Raw genomic sequence first — 19720 nt, forward strand, 5'->3', positions numbered from 1 at the left:
TCAGCTCGCATCATGGAAAATGATGCCCAGGGTGTGGCGCAAGCCCGAGCGCAGGCGCGACACGCCATGGCGCATGTTGACGCGGTAACTGCCGCGCGTGCCATTCACGGGGCGCAGCGCCACGGGAAAGATCACGGCGTCGCCCTGCGCCAGCGGCACGACCTCCAAGCGCGACTGCATGCGCGGGCGCTGCTCCGTCAGCACGAACTCGCCGCCCGTGAAATCGTCTTGCGGACGGGACAGCAGCACGGCCAGTTGCAGCGGAAACACGTGCTCGCCATACAGGTCCTGGTGCAGGCAGTTGTAATCGCCCTCGCGGTAGCGCAAGAGCAAGGGCGTGGGCCGCGTCTGCCCCGCCGCATGGCAGCGCGCGAGGAAATCCGCGTGGCTGGTGGGAAAGCGCGCTGCCAGGCCCATGCTGGCGTGCCAGCGGTTGGCGATCGCTGCCAGCGGCCCGTACAACTGTTCGCGCAAGGCGGCCACCACGTCCGGCAGCGGATGCGCCCAATACTGGTACTCGCCCTGGCCGAAACCGTGGCGCTGCATTACCACACGGCTGCGAAAGCGCGACGCATCGTCATACTGCGCTGCCAGCGCCCCGCACTGCGCGGGATTGAGCAAGCCCGGCGCGACGGCGCAGCCGTATTGATTCAGCTCATCCTCGATCTGGCGCCAGTCCAGCGCCCTCACCGCTCGCCCTCGCGCTCGAGCAGCGCCTGCTTGCGCTCCACGCCCCAGCGGTAGCCGGACAGCGCGCCATCGTTGCGCACGACCCGGTGGCAGGGGATGGCGACGGCCAGCGCGTTCGCAGCGCAGGCGCCCGCCACGGCCCGCGCCCCGTTCGGTGCGCCGATGCGCCGCGCCAGCTCGGCATAGCTGACCGTGCTGCCGGCGGGAATCTCGCGCAAGGCTTGCCACACGCGCTGCTGGAACACGGTGCCGCGCACGTCGAGCGGCAAGTCCAGGCCGATCGCCGGCGCCTCGACCAGTCCCACCACCTGCGCCACCGTCCGTTCATAGTCAGGCTCGGCGCCGCGCAGCTCGGCTTGCGGGAAACGGTCCTGCAAGTCGCGCAGCAGCACTTCCGGGTCGTCGTCGATCAGAATCGCGCAAATGCCCTTCTCCGTGCTGGCCACGAGGATGGCGCCCAGCGAGCAGGCGCCGATGGCGAAGCGGATCACGGCGCCGCTGCCGCCAGCGCGGAATGCGCCCGGCGTCATGCCCAGCAAGCCGGGCGTGGCGGCATACAGGCGGCCGCTGGAATTGAAACCGGCCGCATACAACGTTTCCGTGACGTTCGCCGCGCCCTGCAAGCCGGCCTTCAGGCGCTCGCCGCGCCGCGCCGCCGCGTACGCTTTCGGCGTGATGCCCGTGTGCGCCTTGAAGACGCGGTGGAAGTGAAAGCGGCTCATGCCGGCGGCGCTGGCAAGGCTGTCGAGGTCAGGCAGCTCGTCGCTGGCGTCGATCAGCCGGCAGATGTCGGCCACGATGGCCGCCTGGCGCTGGGCCAGCGGCGGCAAGTTCGGCTTGCAGCGCAGGCAGGGGCGAAAACCGGCCGCCTCCGCCTGCTCGCACGTGGCGTGGAAGGCCACGTTGCGGCGCAAGGCGGGACGCGCGGCGCAGGATGGCCGGCAATACACGCCCGTCGTGCGCACCGAGTAATAAAAGACGCCGTCGGCGTCGGGCGCGCGCCGCTGCAGGGCGTCCCAGCGTTCATCGTCAGTCAGGTAAGCGTGTTCCATGGCGAACTCCGTGCAGGTCAATAACAAGTCACCAGCATAGCCAGCGCCCGCGCGCGCCACACTCCGGCGCTTGCTTTTGAATTCAAAAAAAGGCTGGCGGCGCCTGCCTTGCTCGGTGCTAAAATCGGCCATCGCGCCTCCAGCCGGCGGCGCGTCCTGCCCGCGCCCCGGAGAAACCGCATTGGACGACCAGAATACACAAGAAAATACGCCCATTTTCCAGCGCATCAAGGATTTTCTGCTGGCCGGCATTGCCGCCGGACGCTGGAAGGAAGGCGACGTGATTCCGTCCGAGCAAGCCCTGGTGAAACAGTTCGGCGTCTCGCGCATGACGGTCAACCGCGCCGTGCGCGAACTCACCAGCGAGCAAATATTGACGCGGCGCCAGGGATCGGGCACCTATGTGGCACAGCAAAAATACCAGGCGACCTTATTGGAAATCAAGAGTATCGCCGATGAAGTGCGCGCGCGCGGGCATATCCACCGCAGCAGCCTGCAATTGCTGGAGCGTACCAAGGCCTCGGATTTGCTGGCCAAGCAATTCGGCCTGCCGCCGGAACACCCGCTGTTTCATTCGCTGATCGTGCATTTTGAAAACGGCGTGCCGATCCAGGTGGAAGACCGCTGGGTCAACCCCGAGTGCGCGCCCGACTACATGACGCAGAATTTTTCCAGCATCACGCCGAACGAATACCTGATGGCCGCCGCGCCCCTGCAAGGGGCCACCTACAGCATCGAGGCGCTGTCGGCGCCGCGCGACATCGCCGAAATGCTGGCCATCGACACGAAACAGGCATGCCTGGTGCTGCGCCGCCAGACGCGCTCGGGCGGCAAGATCGCCTCGATCGCCACCATGTGGCATCCCGGACACCGCTATCAGTTTGCCGGCAGTTTCGCTTAAAGGCTATCGCCTCGATTGAGTAGCACGATTTCGCGCCAACTTTCTCTCAGATTCTCACCAAATCGCAAAAAAAACAGCCATTCCGGGGCAAAAAAAATCCCGTTCTGGCTGTTTCAGAACTTAACTACTCCGACTAAATATTCGATGCTATAGTTGCCGCCAGAAAGCGCCGCAGGCGTTTATTTGAGCGCGCATCATGCACTGCCAGCCCAGTCCAATCACGCCCCAGAAAGGGATGCATTTGTCGTATTGCAGCCACACGAGTTTCAGCGCACCACGCCGACGGCGCCCTGCGCTGCGCCGGCTCGCGCGTACGATGCTGGCGGCAGGCCTGGCAGTCTCGCTGCCGGTACAGGCGGCGGCACACGGCATGGCGCCGGCACTGCTGTGGCCGTATGCTGCCGCCAGCGCCACCGCCCTGGCGGGAGTGGCTTGCTGGCAAGCCTGGCGGCTGCGGAAACAGTTGCGCCGCCTGCTGCTGCCCGCGCAGGCCCTGGCCGAACAGGATGCCGTGCACGCCTTGCGCGGCGCGGCCTTGGCTGGCTGGACCTGGCGGCGCCAGTCCGACCGGCTGCTGTTCGCCCCCCAGTACCAGGACGTGCTGGGCGACAAGGGCGCCAGGCTCGACCATGCACTGGCCGACTGGCTGGCCGAGGTGCACCGCGACGACCGCGCACGTCTGAGCCTGGCCTTTCGCCAGCATCTGGATGGGCAGGCGCCCGGCACCTTCAATTGCGAATTCCGTTTGCGCCACAGCGACGGCCACTGGCGCTGGCTGCTGGCGCGCGGCGCCGTGCTGACACGCGCCTCGGACGGCGCCGCCACGCAGGCCAGCGGCATCGTCTGCGATATCAGCGAGCGCAAGCAGGACGAGCAATCGCGCATGCGCTCAATGCTGGAAGCGGCGCCCGAAGCCATGCTGGTGGCCGACGTCGAGGGCAAGGTGCATTACGCCAACCAGATCGGCGCGCGCTGCTTCGGCTATCCTCTCGCCGAATTGACGGGCATGTCGCTGGAGCAATTGGTACCGGAAAGCACGGCCAGCCAGTCCGTCGGCGACCCGCAAGCGCGGCACAGCCTGCCAGGCCGGGTGATGATGGCGCGCCGCCGCGACGGCACGCACTTCCCGGCCAAGGTCAGCCTGTCGCCGCTGCGCATGGCCGGGCAAGTGTTTTCCATCGTCTCGCTGCGCGACATGACGCAGCGGCAACGCGCCGAGGAAGCCCTGCACGCCAGTTCGGAACGCTACCGCCTGATCGTGCAGACGGCCGCCGAAGGCATCTGGATGACGGATGCGGACGGCAAGACCACCTTCGTCAACCCGAAGATGGCGCACATGCTGGGCTACACGGTGCAGGAAATGCTGGGCCGCCCCTTGCTCGACTTCATGGACCGCGACAGCCAGCTGCTGATGCAGCGCCGCCTGGCCAGCCACGGCAGTGCCGCCAGCCAGCCGGACCAGGTCGATTTCCGCTTCTTCCGCAAGGATCAGTCCAGCCTGTGGGGCTTGCTGTCAAGCACCAGCATCCAGTCGGACAATGGCGAGCCGGGCGGCACCCTGGCGATGATCACCGACATCACGGAACGGCGCCAGGCGTCGATCGCCCTGTCGAACTCGAGCCAGCGCATGGCGTCCGTGTTCGGCGCCGTGACGAATGGCCTGGTGGTGCAGGACAGCCACGGCCACATTCTGGAAAGCAACGCCGCCGCCGAGCGCATGCTGGCGGCCAGTCCGGCCGGCAACAGCCTGTGGCAAGCCATCCGCGAAGACGGCTCCGCCTTCGACCAGCGCAGCCATCCCGTGCACATCACCCTGTCGACGGGCGAGGCCATGCGCGACGTGCTGATGGGCGTGCAGCAGCCCGACGGCAGCCTGTCGTGGCTGTCCGTAAATACCGAGGCCATCCGCGATGAATACGGCAAGGTGGGCATGGTGGTGGCCAGCCTGACGGACATCACGTATCACAAGCGCAGCGAGAGCGCCTTGCGCGAACTCAACGAACATCTGGAAGAGCGCGTGGCGCAGCGCACGGAGCAGCTGGACCAGGCCAAGCAGGTGGCCGAAGAGGCGAGCCTGGCGAAGGGACAATTCCTGGCCAACATGAGCCATGAAATCCGCACGCCCATGAATGGCGTGATCGGCATGGCCTATCTGGCCCTGAAAACGGACCTGGAACCGCGCCAGCGCGATTACCTGGAAAAGATCCGCTTTGCCGGAGAACACTTGCTGGGCATCATCGACGATATCCTCGACATCTCGAAGATCGAGGCGGGCAAGCTGGAAATCGAGCGCGTCAACTTCAGTTTCGACCACGTGGTGCAGACGCTGATGACGGTGGTGGCGCCGCGCGCCGCCGGCAAAAACCTGGAGCTGCTGTTCGAGATCGACCCGCAGTTGCCGGCCGTGCTCGTGGGCGACCCGCTGCGCCTGGGGCAGGTGCTGATCAACTACGCCAATAACGCCATCAAGTTCAGCGAACAGGGCAGCATTACCGTGAAAGTGCGCAAGGTGGTGGCGGACGCCAGGCACTGCCTGGTGCGCTTCGAAGTCTGCGACCACGGCATCGGCCTGTCGCAGGATGAAATGAGCAAGCTGTTCCAGTCCTTCCAGCAGGCCGATACCTCCACCACGCGCGAATATGGCGGCACGGGCCTGGGCCTGGCCATCTGCAAGCAGCTGGCCCAGCTGATGGGCGGCGACGTGGGCGTCGACAGCCGTCCCGGCGCCGGCAGCACCTTCTGGTTCACGGCCAACCTGGGCATTTCCGACCAGGCGGCGCCCGCCATGCTCGACAGCATGGTACAGACGGCGGCGGCCATGCGCGCCAGCGCCGACGCGGCCCTGGTGATGCGTACGCTCAAGCATGCGCGCATCCTGCTGGTGGAAGACAACACGTTTAATCAGCAGGTGGCGCTGGAATTGCTGGAGGAAGCGGGCGCCTCCGTCTGCCTGGCCAACAATGGCGAAGAAGCGCTCGATTTGCTGCGCCAGACCCAGTTCGACTGCGTGCTGATGGACGTGCAGATGCCGCTGATGGATGGCTTGCAGGCGACGCGCCACATCCGCGCCGACCCGCAGCTGGCGCACCTGCGCGTGCTGGCCATGACGGCCACGGCCACCAGCGAAGACCGCGTGCGCTGCCTGGACGCGGGCATGGACGATTTCATTTCCAAGCCCATCCAGCCGGCCATGATGTACCAGACCATCGCCAGCTGGCTGCCGGCGCGCGAAACGCCGCCGCCACCGGCGCGCAGCCGCGCCGCGCCCGCCTTCAAGACCACGCTGGCGGGCGACCCGCAGGTGATCGACCTGTCGATCCTGGCCAAGTTGCTGGGCTACAACCCGGAAAAGGTGCGCAAATTCGCCTTCAAGTTCCTGCAGACGACGCAGGATGGCTTTGGCGACATCGATGCGGCCCTGGCGCGCGGCGACGTGCACCAGGTGCGGGAACTGGGGCACCGCATCAAGTCGTCGGCGCGCACCGTGGGGGCCCTGGGGCTGGCCGAGCTGTGCCACAACCTGGAAACCCTGGCGCCGGGCGAACCGGCCGACGAGGCGGAGCGGGCGCAGCATATCATCGCGCGCCTGTGGCCCCTGCTGGAACAGATTACCGAACAAATCATGAATAACACCAGCTTTGCCAATGACGATTAGCTACCGCCAAATTCCTTTGAGGCAAGGTATCGGCATCGACAGCGATGCGCATATCAATAGAAAGACAGGACGATGACTACTGTATCAAACCAAGCAAGCCGGGAACACAGCGAAGCAGGCCTGGCGCCATTGCGCGTATTGCTGCTGGACGACGACGTGTTCATGCTCGACGTGCTCAGCGACATGCTCGAGCAGATGGGTCCGTTCGACATCCGCTGCGAGTCGCACAGCGAACAGGCGCTGGCCACCCTGAAGCAGCACCAGCCCGATCTGCTGATCTGCGACCTGTCCATGCCCGACATCGACGGCATCGAATTCTTGCGCATGGCGGCTGAAAACGGTTTCCGCGGCGGCGTGGTCCTGCTGTCGGGCCTGCATTCGGCCGTGCGCCTGGCGGCCGAACGCCTGGCCATGGCCAACGGCCTGCATATATTAGGCACCTTCCGCAAGCCGATGGAAAGCGCGGAACTGCAGCTCATGGTGAACTTGCAGCTGCAGCACACGGCGCGTCAGGCCGGCGCCCAAGCCTGATCGCGCAGCCAGGCCGGGAGGGCGGACACGGCGCTGCAGGCCAGCAGACATGCGGCTTTGCCGCCCTGCCGGCACGCGCAGGGACGATATGCTGGTGATATGCCTCAAGTTTTTCTGCAATAATCGCCACGCTTTGAAAAAATGGGTTATTATTTCAGCCATCCCCGCCTGCATACCTCTGGTCGCACCTTCCAAGAACATTGAATTTGTGCCCATTGCCCCCATCTTCTCACTGCATTCCAGGAAGCATGGATGGCGAACCAGCGTATGGTTAATTCCAGGCATTATTGATCCCACCCTCATTTGAGGAAAATATGAGCGAAAATATCAAACACATTAGCGATGCATCTTTTGAAGCAGACGTCCTGAAATCCGAGTTGCCAGTACTGGTCGACTTCTGGGCAGAATGGTGCGGTCCCTGCAAGGCCATCGCTCCGATCCTGGAAGAAGTGGCCAAGGAATACGCCGGCCGCATCGTGATCGCCAAGATGGACGTGGACGCCAACCAGGCAGTGCCTGCCAAGTTCGGCATCCGCGGCATCCCGACCCTGATCCTGTTCAAGGATGGTGTTGCAGCTGCTCAAAAAGTGGGCGCCATGGCCAAGGGCCAGTTGACCGCTTTCGTCGACAGCAACATTTAATGTATGATGGGCAGCGCTGCGCCCGCAGCGCCGCCTGACTGGATAGACCGGGAAGCGGCTTTGCCTCATTCGTGCACAGCCTTCCCCAATAATTAATCAACGCCACGCAGTCCCCTCCCCTACCTTTACATCCCGTCTCGGGACACTCAACACATATGCATTTATCCGAACTAAAGGCCCTACACGTATCCGCCCTGCTTGAGATGGCGATCGGTCTTGACATTGACAACGCAGCCCGCTTGCGCAAACAGGAGCTGATGTTCGCTATCCTGAAGAAACGCGCCAAGTCCGGCGAACAGATTTTTGGCGACGGCGCCCTGGAAGTGCTGCCTGACGGCTTCGGCTTCCTGCGCTCGCCTGACGCCAGCTACATGGCGTCCACCGACGACATTTACATCTCCCCTTCGCAAATCCGCCGCTTCAATCTGCACACCGGCGATTCGATCGAAGGCGAGGTACGGACCCCGAAAGATGGCGAACGCTATTTCGCACTGGTCAAAGTCGACAAGGTCAACGGCGAATCGCCGGAGATGTCGAAACACCGCATCCTGTTTGAAAACCTGACGCCGCTGCACCCGAACGAGCCGCTGCGCCTGGAACGTGAAATGAATGGCCAGGAAAACATCACCGGCCGCATCATCGACCTGATCGCCCCGATCGGCAAAGGCCAGCGCGGCTTGCTGGTGGCGTCGCCGAAATCCGGCAAATCCGTGATCCTGCAGCACATCGCGCATGCGATCACGGCCAATCACCCGGATATCACCCTGATCGTGCTGTTGATCGACGAACGTCCGGAAGAAGTTACCGAAATGCAACGTTCGGTCCGCGGCGAAGTCGTCGCCTCGACCTTCGACGAGCCGGCCACGCGCCACGTGCAAGTGGCCGAGATGGTGCTGGAAAAAGCCAAGCGCCTGGTCGAAATGAAAAAAGACGTGGTCATCCTGCTCGACTCGATCACCCGCCTGGCCCGTGCCTACAACACCGTCATCCCTGCCTCGGGCAAGGTCCTGACCGGCGGTGTCGACGCGAACGCGCTGCAACGTCCAAAACGCTTCTTCGGCGCCGCGCGCAATATCGAAGAAGGCGGCTCGCTGACCATCATCGCCACGGCGCTGATCGAAACGGGTTCGCGCATGGATGACGTGATCTTTGAAGAATTCAAGGGTACCGGCAACATGGAAGTGCATCTGGAACGCCGTTTGGCCGAAAAACGTGTATATCCGGCAATTAACCTGAACAAATCGGGTACCCGCCGCGAAGAACTGCTGATCAAGCCGAACGAGCTGCAGAAAATCTGGATCCTGCGCAAGTTGCTGTACTCGATGGACGAGATCGAAGCGATGGAGTTCATTCTGGACAAGATGAAGGCCACGAAGAACAACGCCGAGTTCTTCGACATGATGCGCCGAGGGGGGTAAACCTACTGCGCGTCCCGCTCTACGGCCTGTGTTGCTCGCTGTACCTTCGTACAGCTGCGCTACTCGGCCGTATATCGGGCCTGCTCGCTACGGTTTCCCTCCCCTCGGTGGCGTCATATCAATGCGCTACCGGCCCAAGCCGCTCCTGGAGCGGCTTTTTTATTGCCTCCGGCCCCAAAGCGCTATATAATCGACGGTTGCATTATTTTAAACCCTGGCAAGTGATCGGCAATCGGGTCAAGAAGCAGGACGACCGACGAAGTGCTGTTTGGCTACCAAACTAGAGAGAAGACCATGAAAGTCGATACCCATCCAGAATACCGCGAAGTTGTTTTCCACGATCTGTCGTGCGATTTCAAATTCGTTACCCGCTCGACCATCCAAACCCGCGAAAAAATCACCCACGACGGTAAAGAATACCCACTGGTGAAGATCGAGGTTTCGGCTGAATCGCACCCATTCTTCACGGGCAAGCACAAAATCGTCGATACCGCTGGTCGCGTCGAGAAGTTCCGTCAGAAGTTCGGTTCGGTTGGTTCGAAAACCGCAGTCGCAGCAGGCTGATTTTTGCCGCTTTGCGGCAAAACAGGGCAGCTTCGGCTGCCAGAGAAAAGGCAGCCACGGCTGCCTTTTTTGTCTTTGGCCGCTTTACTTTATACTCGCGCATACCCGACGCCATTCGTCGCGTCTTGCCACTATTCTGATACCGATTATCGATGAAGCCAGTCCGCCTTCCCGCCGCTGCCACACTCGCGCTGCCACGATGGGCCTTGTTTGCGCTCGGCCTGCTGTACATCCTGCCTGGCCTGATCGGCCGCGAACCGTGGAAGAACGATGACGCCGCCAGTTTCGGCATCATGTGGACCATGGCGCATGGCGGCCTGAACGACTGGCTGTGGCCCAACGTGGCCGGCCTGTCGCTGCCCGATGAAGGCCCGCTGACCTTCTGGCTGGGCGCCATCTTCATCAAGCTGTTCGGCTGGATCGACGGCGACGTCTTCGGCGCGCGCATGTCGACCATCGGCATCTTCGTCGTCAGCACCCTGTCCGTCTGGTACACCGCCTTCAACCTGGGCCGCCGCAACGACGCCCAGCCGCTGCGCCTGGCCTTCGGCGGCCAGCCCGAGCCGGACGATTTCGGCCGCACCCTGGCCGATGCCGCCGTGCTCATCTATCTGGGCTGCCTGGGCCTGCTGCAGCACAGCCACGACATCACGGCCGAAGCGCTGTACGTGTCCCTGATGGCCTATCTGCTGTACCGCGCCGTGCGCTACATGGAAGGCCCGTCCGTGCGCAATGCAGCCCTGCTGGGCCTGGCGCTGGGCGGCCTGACCCTCACGCGCGGCTGGATCACGCCGGCGGCGCTGAGCATCGCCCTGCTGCTGTGCACCGTCTTCCTGCGCCTGCCGCTGCTGCGCAGCGTGCGCCACCTGGCGCTGGCCATCCTGATCGGCGCCGCGCTGACCCTGCTCTGGCTGCTGCCGGGCGAATGGCTGCAACCGTACGGCCATTCGCCGATGCAGGCATGGATGGAATGGAATTGCCGCCAGTTCAGCGCCCCGAGCCTGAAAAGCGTGCAGTACTTCTTGCGCGTCGGCATCTGGTTCTTCTGGCCCGCGTGGCCGTTCGCCGCCTGGGCCGTGTATGCCTGGCGCCGCCAGCACCACGTGCTGCACATCGTCGTGCCGCTGACCTTTGTTGCCATGCTGGCCATCCTGGGCCTGTGCCATCCCGATCCCGACCCGAGCCAGCTGCTGCCGCTGCTGCCGCCGCTGGCCGTGATGGCCGCGTTCGGCCTGCTGACCATGAAACGGGGCGCCATCAACGCCATCGACTGGTTCTCCGTGATGGTGCTGACCATCTGCGCCCTCGCGCTGTGGCTGTTCTGGTTCGCCATCCTGACCGGCTGGCCGCCGAAACTGTCGCATAATGCCCTGAAACTCATGCCCGGCTTCAAGCCCGAGCTGGACTTGCTGGCCTTCTTCGTCGCCGCCTGCGCCAGCGCGGGCTGGGTGGCGCTGGTGCACTGGCGCATCTCGCGCCAGCCGGCCGTGCTGTGGCGCGCCGTGGTGCTGTCGTCCGGCGGCCTGATCCTGATCTGGGTGCTGATCATGACCCTGTTCCTGCCGCCGCTGAACTACAGCAAGAGCTACGCCAGCGTGGCGCACCAGATTTCCGTCCACCTGCCGCCGGGCACTACTTGCATCAACAGCAACGTCGGCGCCGCCCAGCGCTCCTCGTTCGCCTACTACGGCCACCTGCCGTTTGCCACGGTGGGGCAGCAGCAATGCGATGTGTTCTTGTTGCAAGACAGCATCAAAGTTCCCGACAACAAGGAAAAGCTGCCAGAACACCACGGTGCGGACTGGATCAAGCTGTGGGAAGGGCGCCGCCCCACGGATGACGTGGAACGCTTCCGCCTGTACCAGCGCGTCAGGTAAGCAGCAAAAAAAACCGGGCCAGCCCCGGTTTTTTTACGTCCGGCAGAGAATAATTGCCGCCAGGAAAAGTGTTGTCTTAAAATATAGTTAATTACCTAAATTGAACTAACATTGTTTTTTAGATTATAATAGCGGACTGCGCGATGGCGGTGTCTTGCTTTCCCGCCCGAATCGTCCCCCAATTCACTATGAGATTGTCCATGAAATTATTTACCACACGCACCTTGCCGCTCATCAGCGCCGCCCTGTTCGCCTTCTCCTTCAGCGCTTCGGCGCAAGCGACCGTGGTCGACCTGGGCGTTGCCAATGGCTACTCGGCCTTTATCTTCGGCAACATCGGCAGCAGCGGCTCCAGCGGCTTTACCAGCGTCGGCGGCAGCATTGCCGCTGGCGGCAATATCTACCTGGACAACTACAGCGTTGGCACGAATAAAAAGCCAGGCAGCGCCGTCAATTCGGTCGTTGCTGGCGGCAACCTGAACACGGGCTGGGGCACGCTCAGCGGTTCGGCCGTGTACGGCGTCAGCAACCCTAACGCCACCCTGACGGCGCCGCAATGGTTCCCAACGAACAACATCAGCAAAGGCAATGCGTCCACCCTGGACTTCGCGGGCGCCAAGCAGCAACTGACGACCCTGTCGGGCGACGTGGCCAAGCTGCAATCGAACGGTACCGTGATTTCGCAGTACGGCAACATGACCCTGGTGGGCAATGTCAACGCCGACGTGAATATTTTCAACATCGATGCGTCGAACCTGCATAACCTGACCCTGGACCTGTCCTCGCTGAAAAGCACGGCCAGCATCATCATCAACGGCACGGCCACCAACATCACCATGAGCGGCGGCTTCGACAATTTCGCCAGTTTCGCCAACCGCACGCTGTTCAACTTCGCCAACGCCACCACCACCAGCCTGCAGAACGTCGGCATCAACGGCAGCATCCTGGCGCCGCACAGCGCGTTCTCGGGTTCGGGCGACATGAATGGCACCCTGATCGCCAATTCGGTCAGCTCGATCAATTATGGCCACGTCGCGATGAACGGCTCCGGCTTCAACACGGTCAACGTCTCGGCCGTACCTGAGCCAGGCACCTACGCCATGCTGCTGGCCGGCCTGGGCTTGCTGGCCTTCATGCGCCGCCGCACGCCAGCGCGCGCACCGCAAGCCGCGATGGCTTAAGCTTTACGCTACATCCATAAAAAAACACCGGGCCGCGCGAGCGTCCCGGTGTTTTTTATTGTGCTGGCGAGAAACTTAATCCGCGCTCAGCCCCAGATCCGTCGCCACCTGCTGGCGCAACAGGTATTTCTGGATCTTGCCCGTCACCGTCATGGGGAATTCCTCGACGAAGCGCACATAGCGGGGAATCTTGTAATAGGCGATCTGCCCGTCGCAAAAGGCGCGGATGTCGTCGCTGGTGGCCTGCGTGCCCGGGCGCAGAATGATGCAGGCGCACAGCTCTTCACCATACTTGGCGTCCGGCACACCCACGCATTGCACGTCGAGCACGCTCGGGTGGCGGTACAGGAATTCCTCGACTTCGCGCGGGTAGATGTTTTCGCCGCCGCGTATCACCATGTCCTTCGAGCGGCCGACGATGCTGCAAAAGCCGTAGTCGTCGATGACGGCCAGATCGCCCGTGTGCATCCAGCGCGCCGCGTCGATGGCTTCGCTGGTTTTTTCCGGGTCGCCCCAGTAGCCCTGCATCACGGAATAGCCGCGCGTAAGCAATTCGCCCTTTTCGCCGCGCGGCACGATGCGGCCTTCCGCATCGATGATTTTCACTTCCAGGTGCGGGTGGACGCGGCCAATCGACGAGACGCGCATCTCGCGCGGGTCGTCGATCGACGTCTGGAAGCTGACTGGCGACGTTTCCGTCATGCCATACGCAATCGTGATTTCCGCCATGTGCATCAATTCGATGACCCGCGTCATGACTTCCATCGGGCAAGGCGAGCCGGCCATGATGCCGGTGCGCAAGTTCGACAGATCGTATTGCTTGAAATCAGGATGGTCGAGGATGGCGATGAACATGGTCGGCACCCCATGCAAGCCCGTGCAGCGCTCGGCCTGCACGGTTTCCAGCACGGCTTTCGGATCGAAGCCTTCGCCCGGAAACACCATGGCCGCGCCGTGTGTGACGCAGGCCAGGTTGCCCAGCACCATGCCGAAGCAGTGGTACAGGGGCACGGGGATGCACAAGCGGTCCTGCTGCGTCAGGCGCATGGCTTCGCCGATGAAGAAACCGTTGTTCAGGATATTGTGGTGCGTCAAGGTGGCGCCCTTCGGCGCGCCCGTGGTGCCGGACGTGAACTGAATGTTGACGGCATCGTCAAACTGCAAGGTGGCGCTCACTTCGGCCAGATGCGCCAGGTCGGCGTCCGTGATGCCGTCCATCACCGCGTCGAAGGTGTGCATGCCCGGCGTGGCGGCCGCGCCCAGGCGGATGACGTGGCGCAATTGCGGCAGGCGCGGCGACTGCAGGGCGCCCGCGCGCGAACGGGCGATTTCCGGCACCACGTCCTGCACGATGGCCAGATAATCGCTGGACTTGAAGCTGGGCGACAGGATCAGCGCGCTGCATTGCACCTTGTCGAGCACGTATTCGAGTTCCGAACGCCGGTAGGCGGGGTTGATGTTGACCATGATCAAGCCGGCTTTCGCCGTGGCAAACTGCGTCAGCACCCATTCGGCGCAATTCTGCGACCAGATGCCGACCCGGTCGCCCGGCTGCAAGCCCAGTTTCAACAGGCCGGCGGCCAGCTTGTGCACGCGCTGCTGGAATTCCAGATACGTCCAGCGCACGTTCTGGTGCGCCACGATCAGGGCATCGTGCTGGCCGTAGCGGGCGGCGATGCCGTCCAGGTAGGCGCCTATCGTTTCGCCGATCAACGGCGTCTCGTGGGCGCCGTGTACATAACTCATTGCTTGCATGCTGTCTCCGGGGTGGGTGGCGCGGCGCGCTCTTGTTATCGTCTTCGATGCAGAAAATTATAGCCGCAACCGTCCCCGCCCTGCGTCAGCTTGCTGTAATGTGCAGGCCAGCACAGCAGATACTCACGGCACCATGACAGGCAACGCGCAGCACCCGCCCGAACAGGGCTTTATCTTGACCCGCCACTGGCGCGACACGCGCGACGGCACGGAAGTCGATTTCTGGCTGGCAACGGACGCCGGGCCCCGCCACGTGCGCCTGCCCCTGCAGACGGCCGTCGCCTTTATCCCCATGGAGCAGCAGGAACAGGCGCAACAGCTTCTGCGCGGCGAGCGCCATGCCGAGCTGCGGCCCCTGTCGCTGTGCGATTTTCACCACCGTCCCGTGCTGGGCCTGTACTGCAAGCAATACCGACATTTGCTGAAGCTGGAAAAGCAGCTGCGCGCGCACGGCATCGACGTGTACGAAGCCGACATCCGCCCGCCCGAGCGCTACCTGATGGAGCGTTTCATCACGGCGCCGGTAAGCGTCAAAGGGGAAACAGGGCAGGAAGTGCAGCTGAGGCCGGCGCCCGGCTACCGGCCAAGCTTGAAACTGGCATCGCTCGATATCGAGACGACGGCGCATGGCGAGCTGTATTCGCTGGCCCTGGAAGGCTGCGGCCAGCGCCAGGTCTACATGCTGGGGCCACCAAACGGCGGCGATGAGCTACTCGACTTCGACCTCGAATACTGCGACACGCGCGCACAGATCCTCGAGCGCCTGAACACGTGGATGGAGCGGCACGATCCGGACGCCATCATCGGCTGGAACCTGGTGCAGTTCGACTTGCGCGTGCTCAAGGAACATGCCGAACGTTATCAAGTGCCCTTGAAACTGGGGCGCGGCGGCGCCGTGATGGAATGGCGCGAGCATGGCGGCAAGCAGGAACATTATTTTGCCGCCGCCGCGGGACGCCTGATCATCGACGGCATCGAAGCCCTGCGCTCGGCGACGTGGAATTTTTCCTCGTTCAGCCTGGAAAACGTGGCGCAGACCTTGCTGGGCGAGGGCAAGTCCATCGACAATCCCTACCAGCGCATGGCGGAGATCGACCGGCGTTTCCGCGAAGACAAGCCTGCGCTGGCCCGCTACAACCTCAAGGATTGCGAGCTGGTCACGCGCATCTTCGCCAAGACCGAGCTGCTGACCTTTCTCTTGGAACGGGCCAGCGTGACGGGCCTGGCGGCCGACCGCAGCGGCGGCTCCGTGGCCGCCTTCGAACACCTGTATGTGCCGCTGATGCACCGGCAGGGTTACGTGGCGCCCAACCTGGGCGATATCTCGGGCGAAAACAGCCCCGGCGGCTTCGTCATGGATTCGCAGTCGGGCCTGTACGACTCCGTGCTGGTGCTCGACTATAAAAGCCTGTACCCGTCCATCATCCGCACTTTCCTGATCGACCCCGTGGGCCTGGTGGTGGGCACCAGCGGCGACGAGGCCGATACCGTGCCCGGCTACCGGGGCGCGCAGTTTTCACGCGTAAAACATTGCCTGCCTGCCATCGTGAAACAGGTGTGGCAAGGGCGCGAGGCGGCCAAGCGCGAGCGCAACGCGCCGCTGTCGCAAGCGTTAAAGATCATCATGAACGCGTTCTACGGCGTGCTGGGCTCGAGCGGCTGCCGCTTTTTCGATCCGCGCCTGGCCTCGTCGATCACCTTGCGCGGCCACGACATCATGCACCGCACGCGCGAGCTGATCACCGAACAGGGTTATCAGGTGATCTATGGCGACACGGATTCCACGTTTGTGTGGCTCAAAACAGCGCATACGGATGAAGAGGCGGGCAAGATCGGCCGCGCCCTGGTGGCGCATGTGAACGCCTGGTGGGACGCCCATCTGCGCGAGGAGTTCGGCCTGGAGAATGCGCTGGAACTGGAATTCGAGACGCATTACCGGCGTTTCCTGATGCCCACCATCCGCGGCTCGGAAGAAGGCAGCAAGAAGCGCTACGCTGGCCTGGTGGGCAAGCCCGACGGCAGCGAACAGATGGTCTACAAGGGCCTGGAGACGGTGCGCAGCGACTGGACGCCGCTGGCGCAGCAATTTCAGCAAGAGCTGTACCTGCGCATCTTCCAGCGCGCCGCCTACCAGGACTATGTGCGCGACTACGTGGCGCGCACCGTGCGCGGCGAATGCGACGCCTTATTGGTCTACCGCAAGCGCTTGCGCCGTCCGCTCGACGATTATCAGCGCAACGTGCCGCCCCACGTGCGCGCGGCGCGCACGGCCGACGCCTACAACCTGGCGCAGGGCCGGCCGTTGCAATACCAGAATGGCGGCTGGATCAGCTATGTCATCACGGTGGCGGGGCCGGAACCACTGGAAACGCAGCGCTCGCCCATCGACTACCACCACTATCTGACGCGCCAGCTGCAGCCCGTGGCAGACGCCATCTTGCCCTTCCTCGGCGACGATTTTTCGCGCCTGGTGTCGGGGCAACAGAATTTGTTTTAGATCAATTCTGCTGACCGGCATGGCAAAGCTGAGGTAATATCGGCGCCTGCCGGGCCAGTCCGCGGGCGCTGTGCGCCGGGGCAGCGTAAAATACGCCTTGGCGAAAGAATAAGAGCTGCATGAAAAAGAAGATGCCATTCCAGACGAGAATCGTTCGCAAGAAGATTTTCCCCGCTGAAATGGCGCATAATTTAACACTATGTTGAACCAGCGGGCAGCAGCACCAGCCGTCTGCCCTGCTAATTTTTGAATGAATTGACACCATGACCGAGATCACGTCCTTAAGAGACATCCCGCAAAAAAATATCTTCCGCAAGGGCGACACCTTTGTGCTGTTCGGCGAGCTGTTCGGCCGCGGCTATGTAAATGGCTTGCTGGACGAAGCGCGCAAGGCGGGCATGAATATCGTCGGCATGACGGTCGGCCGCCGCGATGAAAACATGGCGCTGCGCCCGCTGAACGCGGAAGAGCTGGCCGAAGCCGAAGCCAACCTGGGCGGCCGCATCATCAATGTGCCGCTGATGGCCGGTTTCGACCTCGACGCGCCCGCCGGCGAGCCGACGCCGACGGCCCTGCTGGCCGACATGACCCTGAAAAGCTGGCAAGAAGACAAGCTGGACTGGGCGCAGATCGAACGCTGCCGCGAAGCCGGCATCGCCCGCTTCAGCGCGTCCGTGGCCAAAGCCATGGCCGAACTGGACAGCCTGATTCCTGACGGCAGCAATGTGTATTTCGCCCACACCATGGCGGGCGGCATTCCCAAGGTCAAGGTCTTCCTGGCGATTGCCAACCGCATCTACAAAGGCCGCGGCGAGCGCTTCATGTCCTCGCGCGCCCTGCTCGACAGCGACCTGGGCAAGCTGATCCTGATGAACTTCGACGAAGTCACGGCCAACACCCTGCAGCACCTGATCGACGGCAGCGCCGCCATCCGTGCCCGCATCGAGCAGACGGGCGGCCAGGTGCGCTACAGCGCCTACGGCTACCACGGTACCGAGATCTTGATCGACGGCAAATACCAGTGGCAAACTTACAGCAACTACACGCAAGGCCTGGCCAAGATGCGCCTGGAAAACGTGGCCAAGGCCGCGTGGGAAAAAGGCATCAAGGCGACCGTCTTCAATTGCCCGGAAATCCGCACGAATTCGTCCGACATTTTCGTCGGCGTGGAACTGTCCTTGTTCCCCCTGCTCGACGCGCTGAAAAAAGAAGGCGGCGGCGCCTGGGCCGAGGAACAGTGGAAAATCTGCCAGGGCTTGCTGGAAGACGGCGTGTCGCTGCAAGACTTGCTGGACCGTATCGCCGCCTACAACGGCGACGCCACCAGCGTGCAATTCCGCAACTTCGCCGCCTGGCCGATGGACAACACCCCAGAGCTGGCCGACGTCATGATCGGCACCTCGGACGACATCACCAAGCTGCACAAGGACCGCAAGGAACTGATCACCGACCACCTGAGCTCGCTGGTGCTGGAAGGCACGGGCCCGCTGATGTTCCACGCCATGTCGGAGCCGCAAGCCCCCGTCGTCTGGCTCAACCACGACATCATCGCGCGCCAGCTGAACTCGGTTCACAACTGAGCTTGATGTAGCGCAAATCACCGACGGCCCGGCTCATCCCGGGCCGTCGGCGTTTTCGCCGCCGCGTTTATGTCCGCACGATGGACACGCCGCCATCGGCCAGCAGCGCCGTGCCGGTGGTGAAGCTCGAGGCATCGGAGGCCAGGTACAGCGCCGAGCGGGCGATCTCGTCCGGCGTGGCCAGACGTTTCAGGGCATGCAAGCCCGCCACGAAGGCCAGCGCTTCGGGCGTATTCGCCACTGCCCGCCCCATCGGCGTATCGGTGCCGCCCGGCAGCAGGGCATTCACGCGGATACCCGCCGCGCCATACTCGGCCGCCAGGGCCTTCGTCAAACCGATCACGCCCGCCTTGCTGGCCGCATACGCCGCCATGCCGGACATGCCCAGCGTATGGCCGACAAAGGTCGAGGTAAAAATCAGCGAACCGCCGCCGCGCGCCGCCATGGCGGGCAGCTGGTATTTGGCCGCCAGGAAGGCACTGGTCAGATTGGTATCGACCGCCGCCCGCCAGTCTTCCAGGGCAACTTCCTGCGTGGGCCCCATGGGTCCCAGGGTGCCCGCATTATTGAAGGCGATATCGAGGCCGCCAAAGCGTTGCAGCGCCAGCGCCACGGCCGCTTGCGCGCACGCCGCGTCGCCCACGTCGCCGGCGCAAGCCACGGCTTGCGCGCCGCCGTCCGCCAGCTGCGCCACCAGCGCATCGAGTTCCTTCCGCCGCCGCGCCACCAGCACCAGCCGCGCGCCATGGCGCGCAAACAGCCGCGCCGCCGCATGGCCGATGCCCGAGCTGGCGCCCGTGATGATGGCGACCTTGTTTTCCAGTTGCAACATTTGCTTCCCCTTCAAGTGGTTGAAAGGGAAAAGATAGGCCGGCAAGCCCGGCGCGGCACTCCGCTTCTTGCGCTGGAATCGCCGCCGTCAACGATTCTGCATGCTTGTGCAAAACACACGCCAAGCATAAAACTTGCCAGATTGTGACAAATCAGTGATAATGCGTCTCGCGTTGCCGGGATGGCGGAATAGGTAGACGCACGGGACTCAAAATCCCGCGCTGGAAACAGCGTGCCGGTTCGATTCCGGCTCCCGGCACCACCAGACAAATCGAAGAAGTACCGATAAAGCCATTAAATCCAATAGAATCAAGGATTTAGTGGCTTTTTTCTTGCCCATTCGTTCCGAACACGCCCGATTAAACCCGATAAAAACTGATAGGCGTTACGCCAAATTTACGCCATGATTACGCCAAATTGGAGAGATCATGGCATCATTCAGAAAACGTTCAGGCGGCTGGCGCGCAGAAGTAGCAGTGCTTGGCACCCGCGAATCAGAGACATTCAGTACTAAGGCAGAAGCCGTTGCATGGGCAGCCGAACGGGA

At 62.9% G+C, this 19720-nt stretch carries 14 protein-coding genes and 1 tRNA gene; 11 read left to right on the top strand and 4 right to left on the bottom strand.

Annotation, left to right across the window (positions count from 1 at the left end; genetic code table 11):
- On the bottom strand, positions 1 to 690 hold the full coding sequence (locus AC0V2Y_RS09380; RefSeq protein ID WP_475416591.1) for a 2OG-Fe(II) oxygenase: 690 nt from the start codon (positions 688 to 690) through the stop codon (positions 1 to 3).
- Entirely contained in the window at positions 687 to 1742 is a 1056-nt protein-coding gene (gene ada / locus AC0V2Y_RS09385; protein WP_475416592.1) for a bifunctional DNA-binding transcriptional regulator/O6-methylguanine-DNA methyltransferase Ada, read from the bottom strand. The genes AC0V2Y_RS09380 and ada overlap by 4 nt, the downstream gene beginning before the upstream one ends.
- A gap of 181 nt (positions 1743 to 1923) precedes the next feature.
- On the opposite strand from ada, the gene hutC reads away from it, so the two are divergent.
- The 8 genes from hutC (at position 1924) to AC0V2Y_RS09425 (ending at position 12510) form a co-directional block, all read left to right on the top strand.
- Positions 1924 to 2643: a histidine utilization repressor gene (hutC, locus tag AC0V2Y_RS09390; RefSeq protein ID WP_475416593.1), complete on the top strand. Its 720-nt coding sequence runs from the start codon at positions 1924 to 1926 to the stop codon at positions 2641 to 2643.
- A 316-nt stretch (positions 2644 to 2959) separates the two neighbouring features.
- On the top strand, positions 2960 to 6298 hold the full coding sequence (locus AC0V2Y_RS09395) for a PAS domain S-box protein (RefSeq protein ID WP_475416594.1): 3339 nt from the start codon (positions 2960 to 2962) through the stop codon (positions 6296 to 6298).
- Between the two features lie 72 nt (positions 6299 to 6370).
- Complete coding sequence (locus AC0V2Y_RS09400) at positions 6371 to 6829, top strand: response regulator (protein WP_070224201.1); 459 nt, start codon at positions 6371 to 6373, stop codon at positions 6827 to 6829.
- Positions 6830 to 7143: 314 nt separating this feature from the next.
- Positions 7144 to 7470 (top strand): thioredoxin TrxA, encoded by a 327-nt coding sequence (gene trxA / locus AC0V2Y_RS09405; RefSeq protein WP_086137203.1) that lies wholly within the window; start codon positions 7144 to 7146, stop codon positions 7468 to 7470.
- A 155-nt stretch (positions 7471 to 7625) separates the two neighbouring features.
- Positions 7626 to 8888: a transcription termination factor Rho gene (rho, locus tag AC0V2Y_RS09410; protein ID WP_034746249.1), complete on the top strand. Its 1263-nt coding sequence runs from the start codon at positions 7626 to 7628 to the stop codon at positions 8886 to 8888.
- A gap of 294 nt (positions 8889 to 9182) precedes the next feature.
- On the top strand, positions 9183 to 9452 hold the full coding sequence (locus tag AC0V2Y_RS09415; RefSeq protein ID WP_034746247.1) for a type B 50S ribosomal protein L31: 270 nt from the start codon (positions 9183 to 9185) through the stop codon (positions 9450 to 9452).
- Between the two features lie 152 nt (positions 9453 to 9604).
- The gene (locus AC0V2Y_RS09420; RefSeq protein WP_475416595.1) at positions 9605 to 11329 is read left to right on the top strand and encodes an ArnT family glycosyltransferase; all 1725 of its coding nucleotides are present in this window, start codon (positions 9605 to 9607) and stop codon (positions 11327 to 11329) included.
- A gap of 200 nt (positions 11330 to 11529) precedes the next feature.
- Positions 11530 to 12510 (top strand): choice-of-anchor A family protein, encoded by a 981-nt coding sequence (locus tag AC0V2Y_RS09425; RefSeq protein ID WP_475416596.1) that lies wholly within the window; start codon positions 11530 to 11532, stop codon positions 12508 to 12510.
- Positions 12511 to 12585: 75 nt separating this feature from the next.
- On the opposite strand, the gene AC0V2Y_RS09430 is transcribed toward AC0V2Y_RS09425, so the two are convergent.
- Positions 12586 to 14265: an AMP-binding protein gene (locus tag AC0V2Y_RS09430; protein WP_475416597.1), complete on the bottom strand. Its 1680-nt coding sequence runs from the start codon at positions 14263 to 14265 to the stop codon at positions 12586 to 12588.
- A gap of 133 nt (positions 14266 to 14398) precedes the next feature.
- Here AC0V2Y_RS09430 and AC0V2Y_RS09435 point away from each other — a divergent pair, with 133 nt between their 5' ends.
- Positions 14399 to 16762 carry a DNA polymerase II gene (locus AC0V2Y_RS09435; protein WP_475416598.1) on the top strand — a complete coding sequence of 788 codons (2364 nt, stop codon included), beginning with the start codon at positions 14399 to 14401 and terminating at the stop codon, positions 16760 to 16762.
- A gap of 263 nt (positions 16763 to 17025) precedes the next feature.
- On the top strand, positions 17026 to 18342 hold the full coding sequence (locus AC0V2Y_RS09440) for an enoyl ACP reductase FabMG family protein (RefSeq protein WP_475416599.1): 1317 nt from the start codon (positions 17026 to 17028) through the stop codon (positions 18340 to 18342).
- Positions 18343 to 18409: 67 nt separating this feature from the next.
- On the opposite strand, the gene AC0V2Y_RS09445 is transcribed toward AC0V2Y_RS09440, so the two are convergent.
- Positions 18410 to 19174: an SDR family oxidoreductase gene (locus AC0V2Y_RS09445; RefSeq protein WP_475416600.1), complete on the bottom strand. Its 765-nt coding sequence runs from the start codon at positions 19172 to 19174 to the stop codon at positions 18410 to 18412.
- 174 nt (positions 19175 to 19348) lie between these two features.
- Between AC0V2Y_RS09445 and AC0V2Y_RS09450 the strand changes: the two genes are divergently transcribed.
- Positions 19349 to 19435, top strand: a tRNA-Leu gene (locus tag AC0V2Y_RS09450).
- Positions 19436 to 19720: the final 285 nt, after the last annotated feature.

Source organism: Janthinobacterium sp. BHSEK (genome assembly GCF_056174685.1).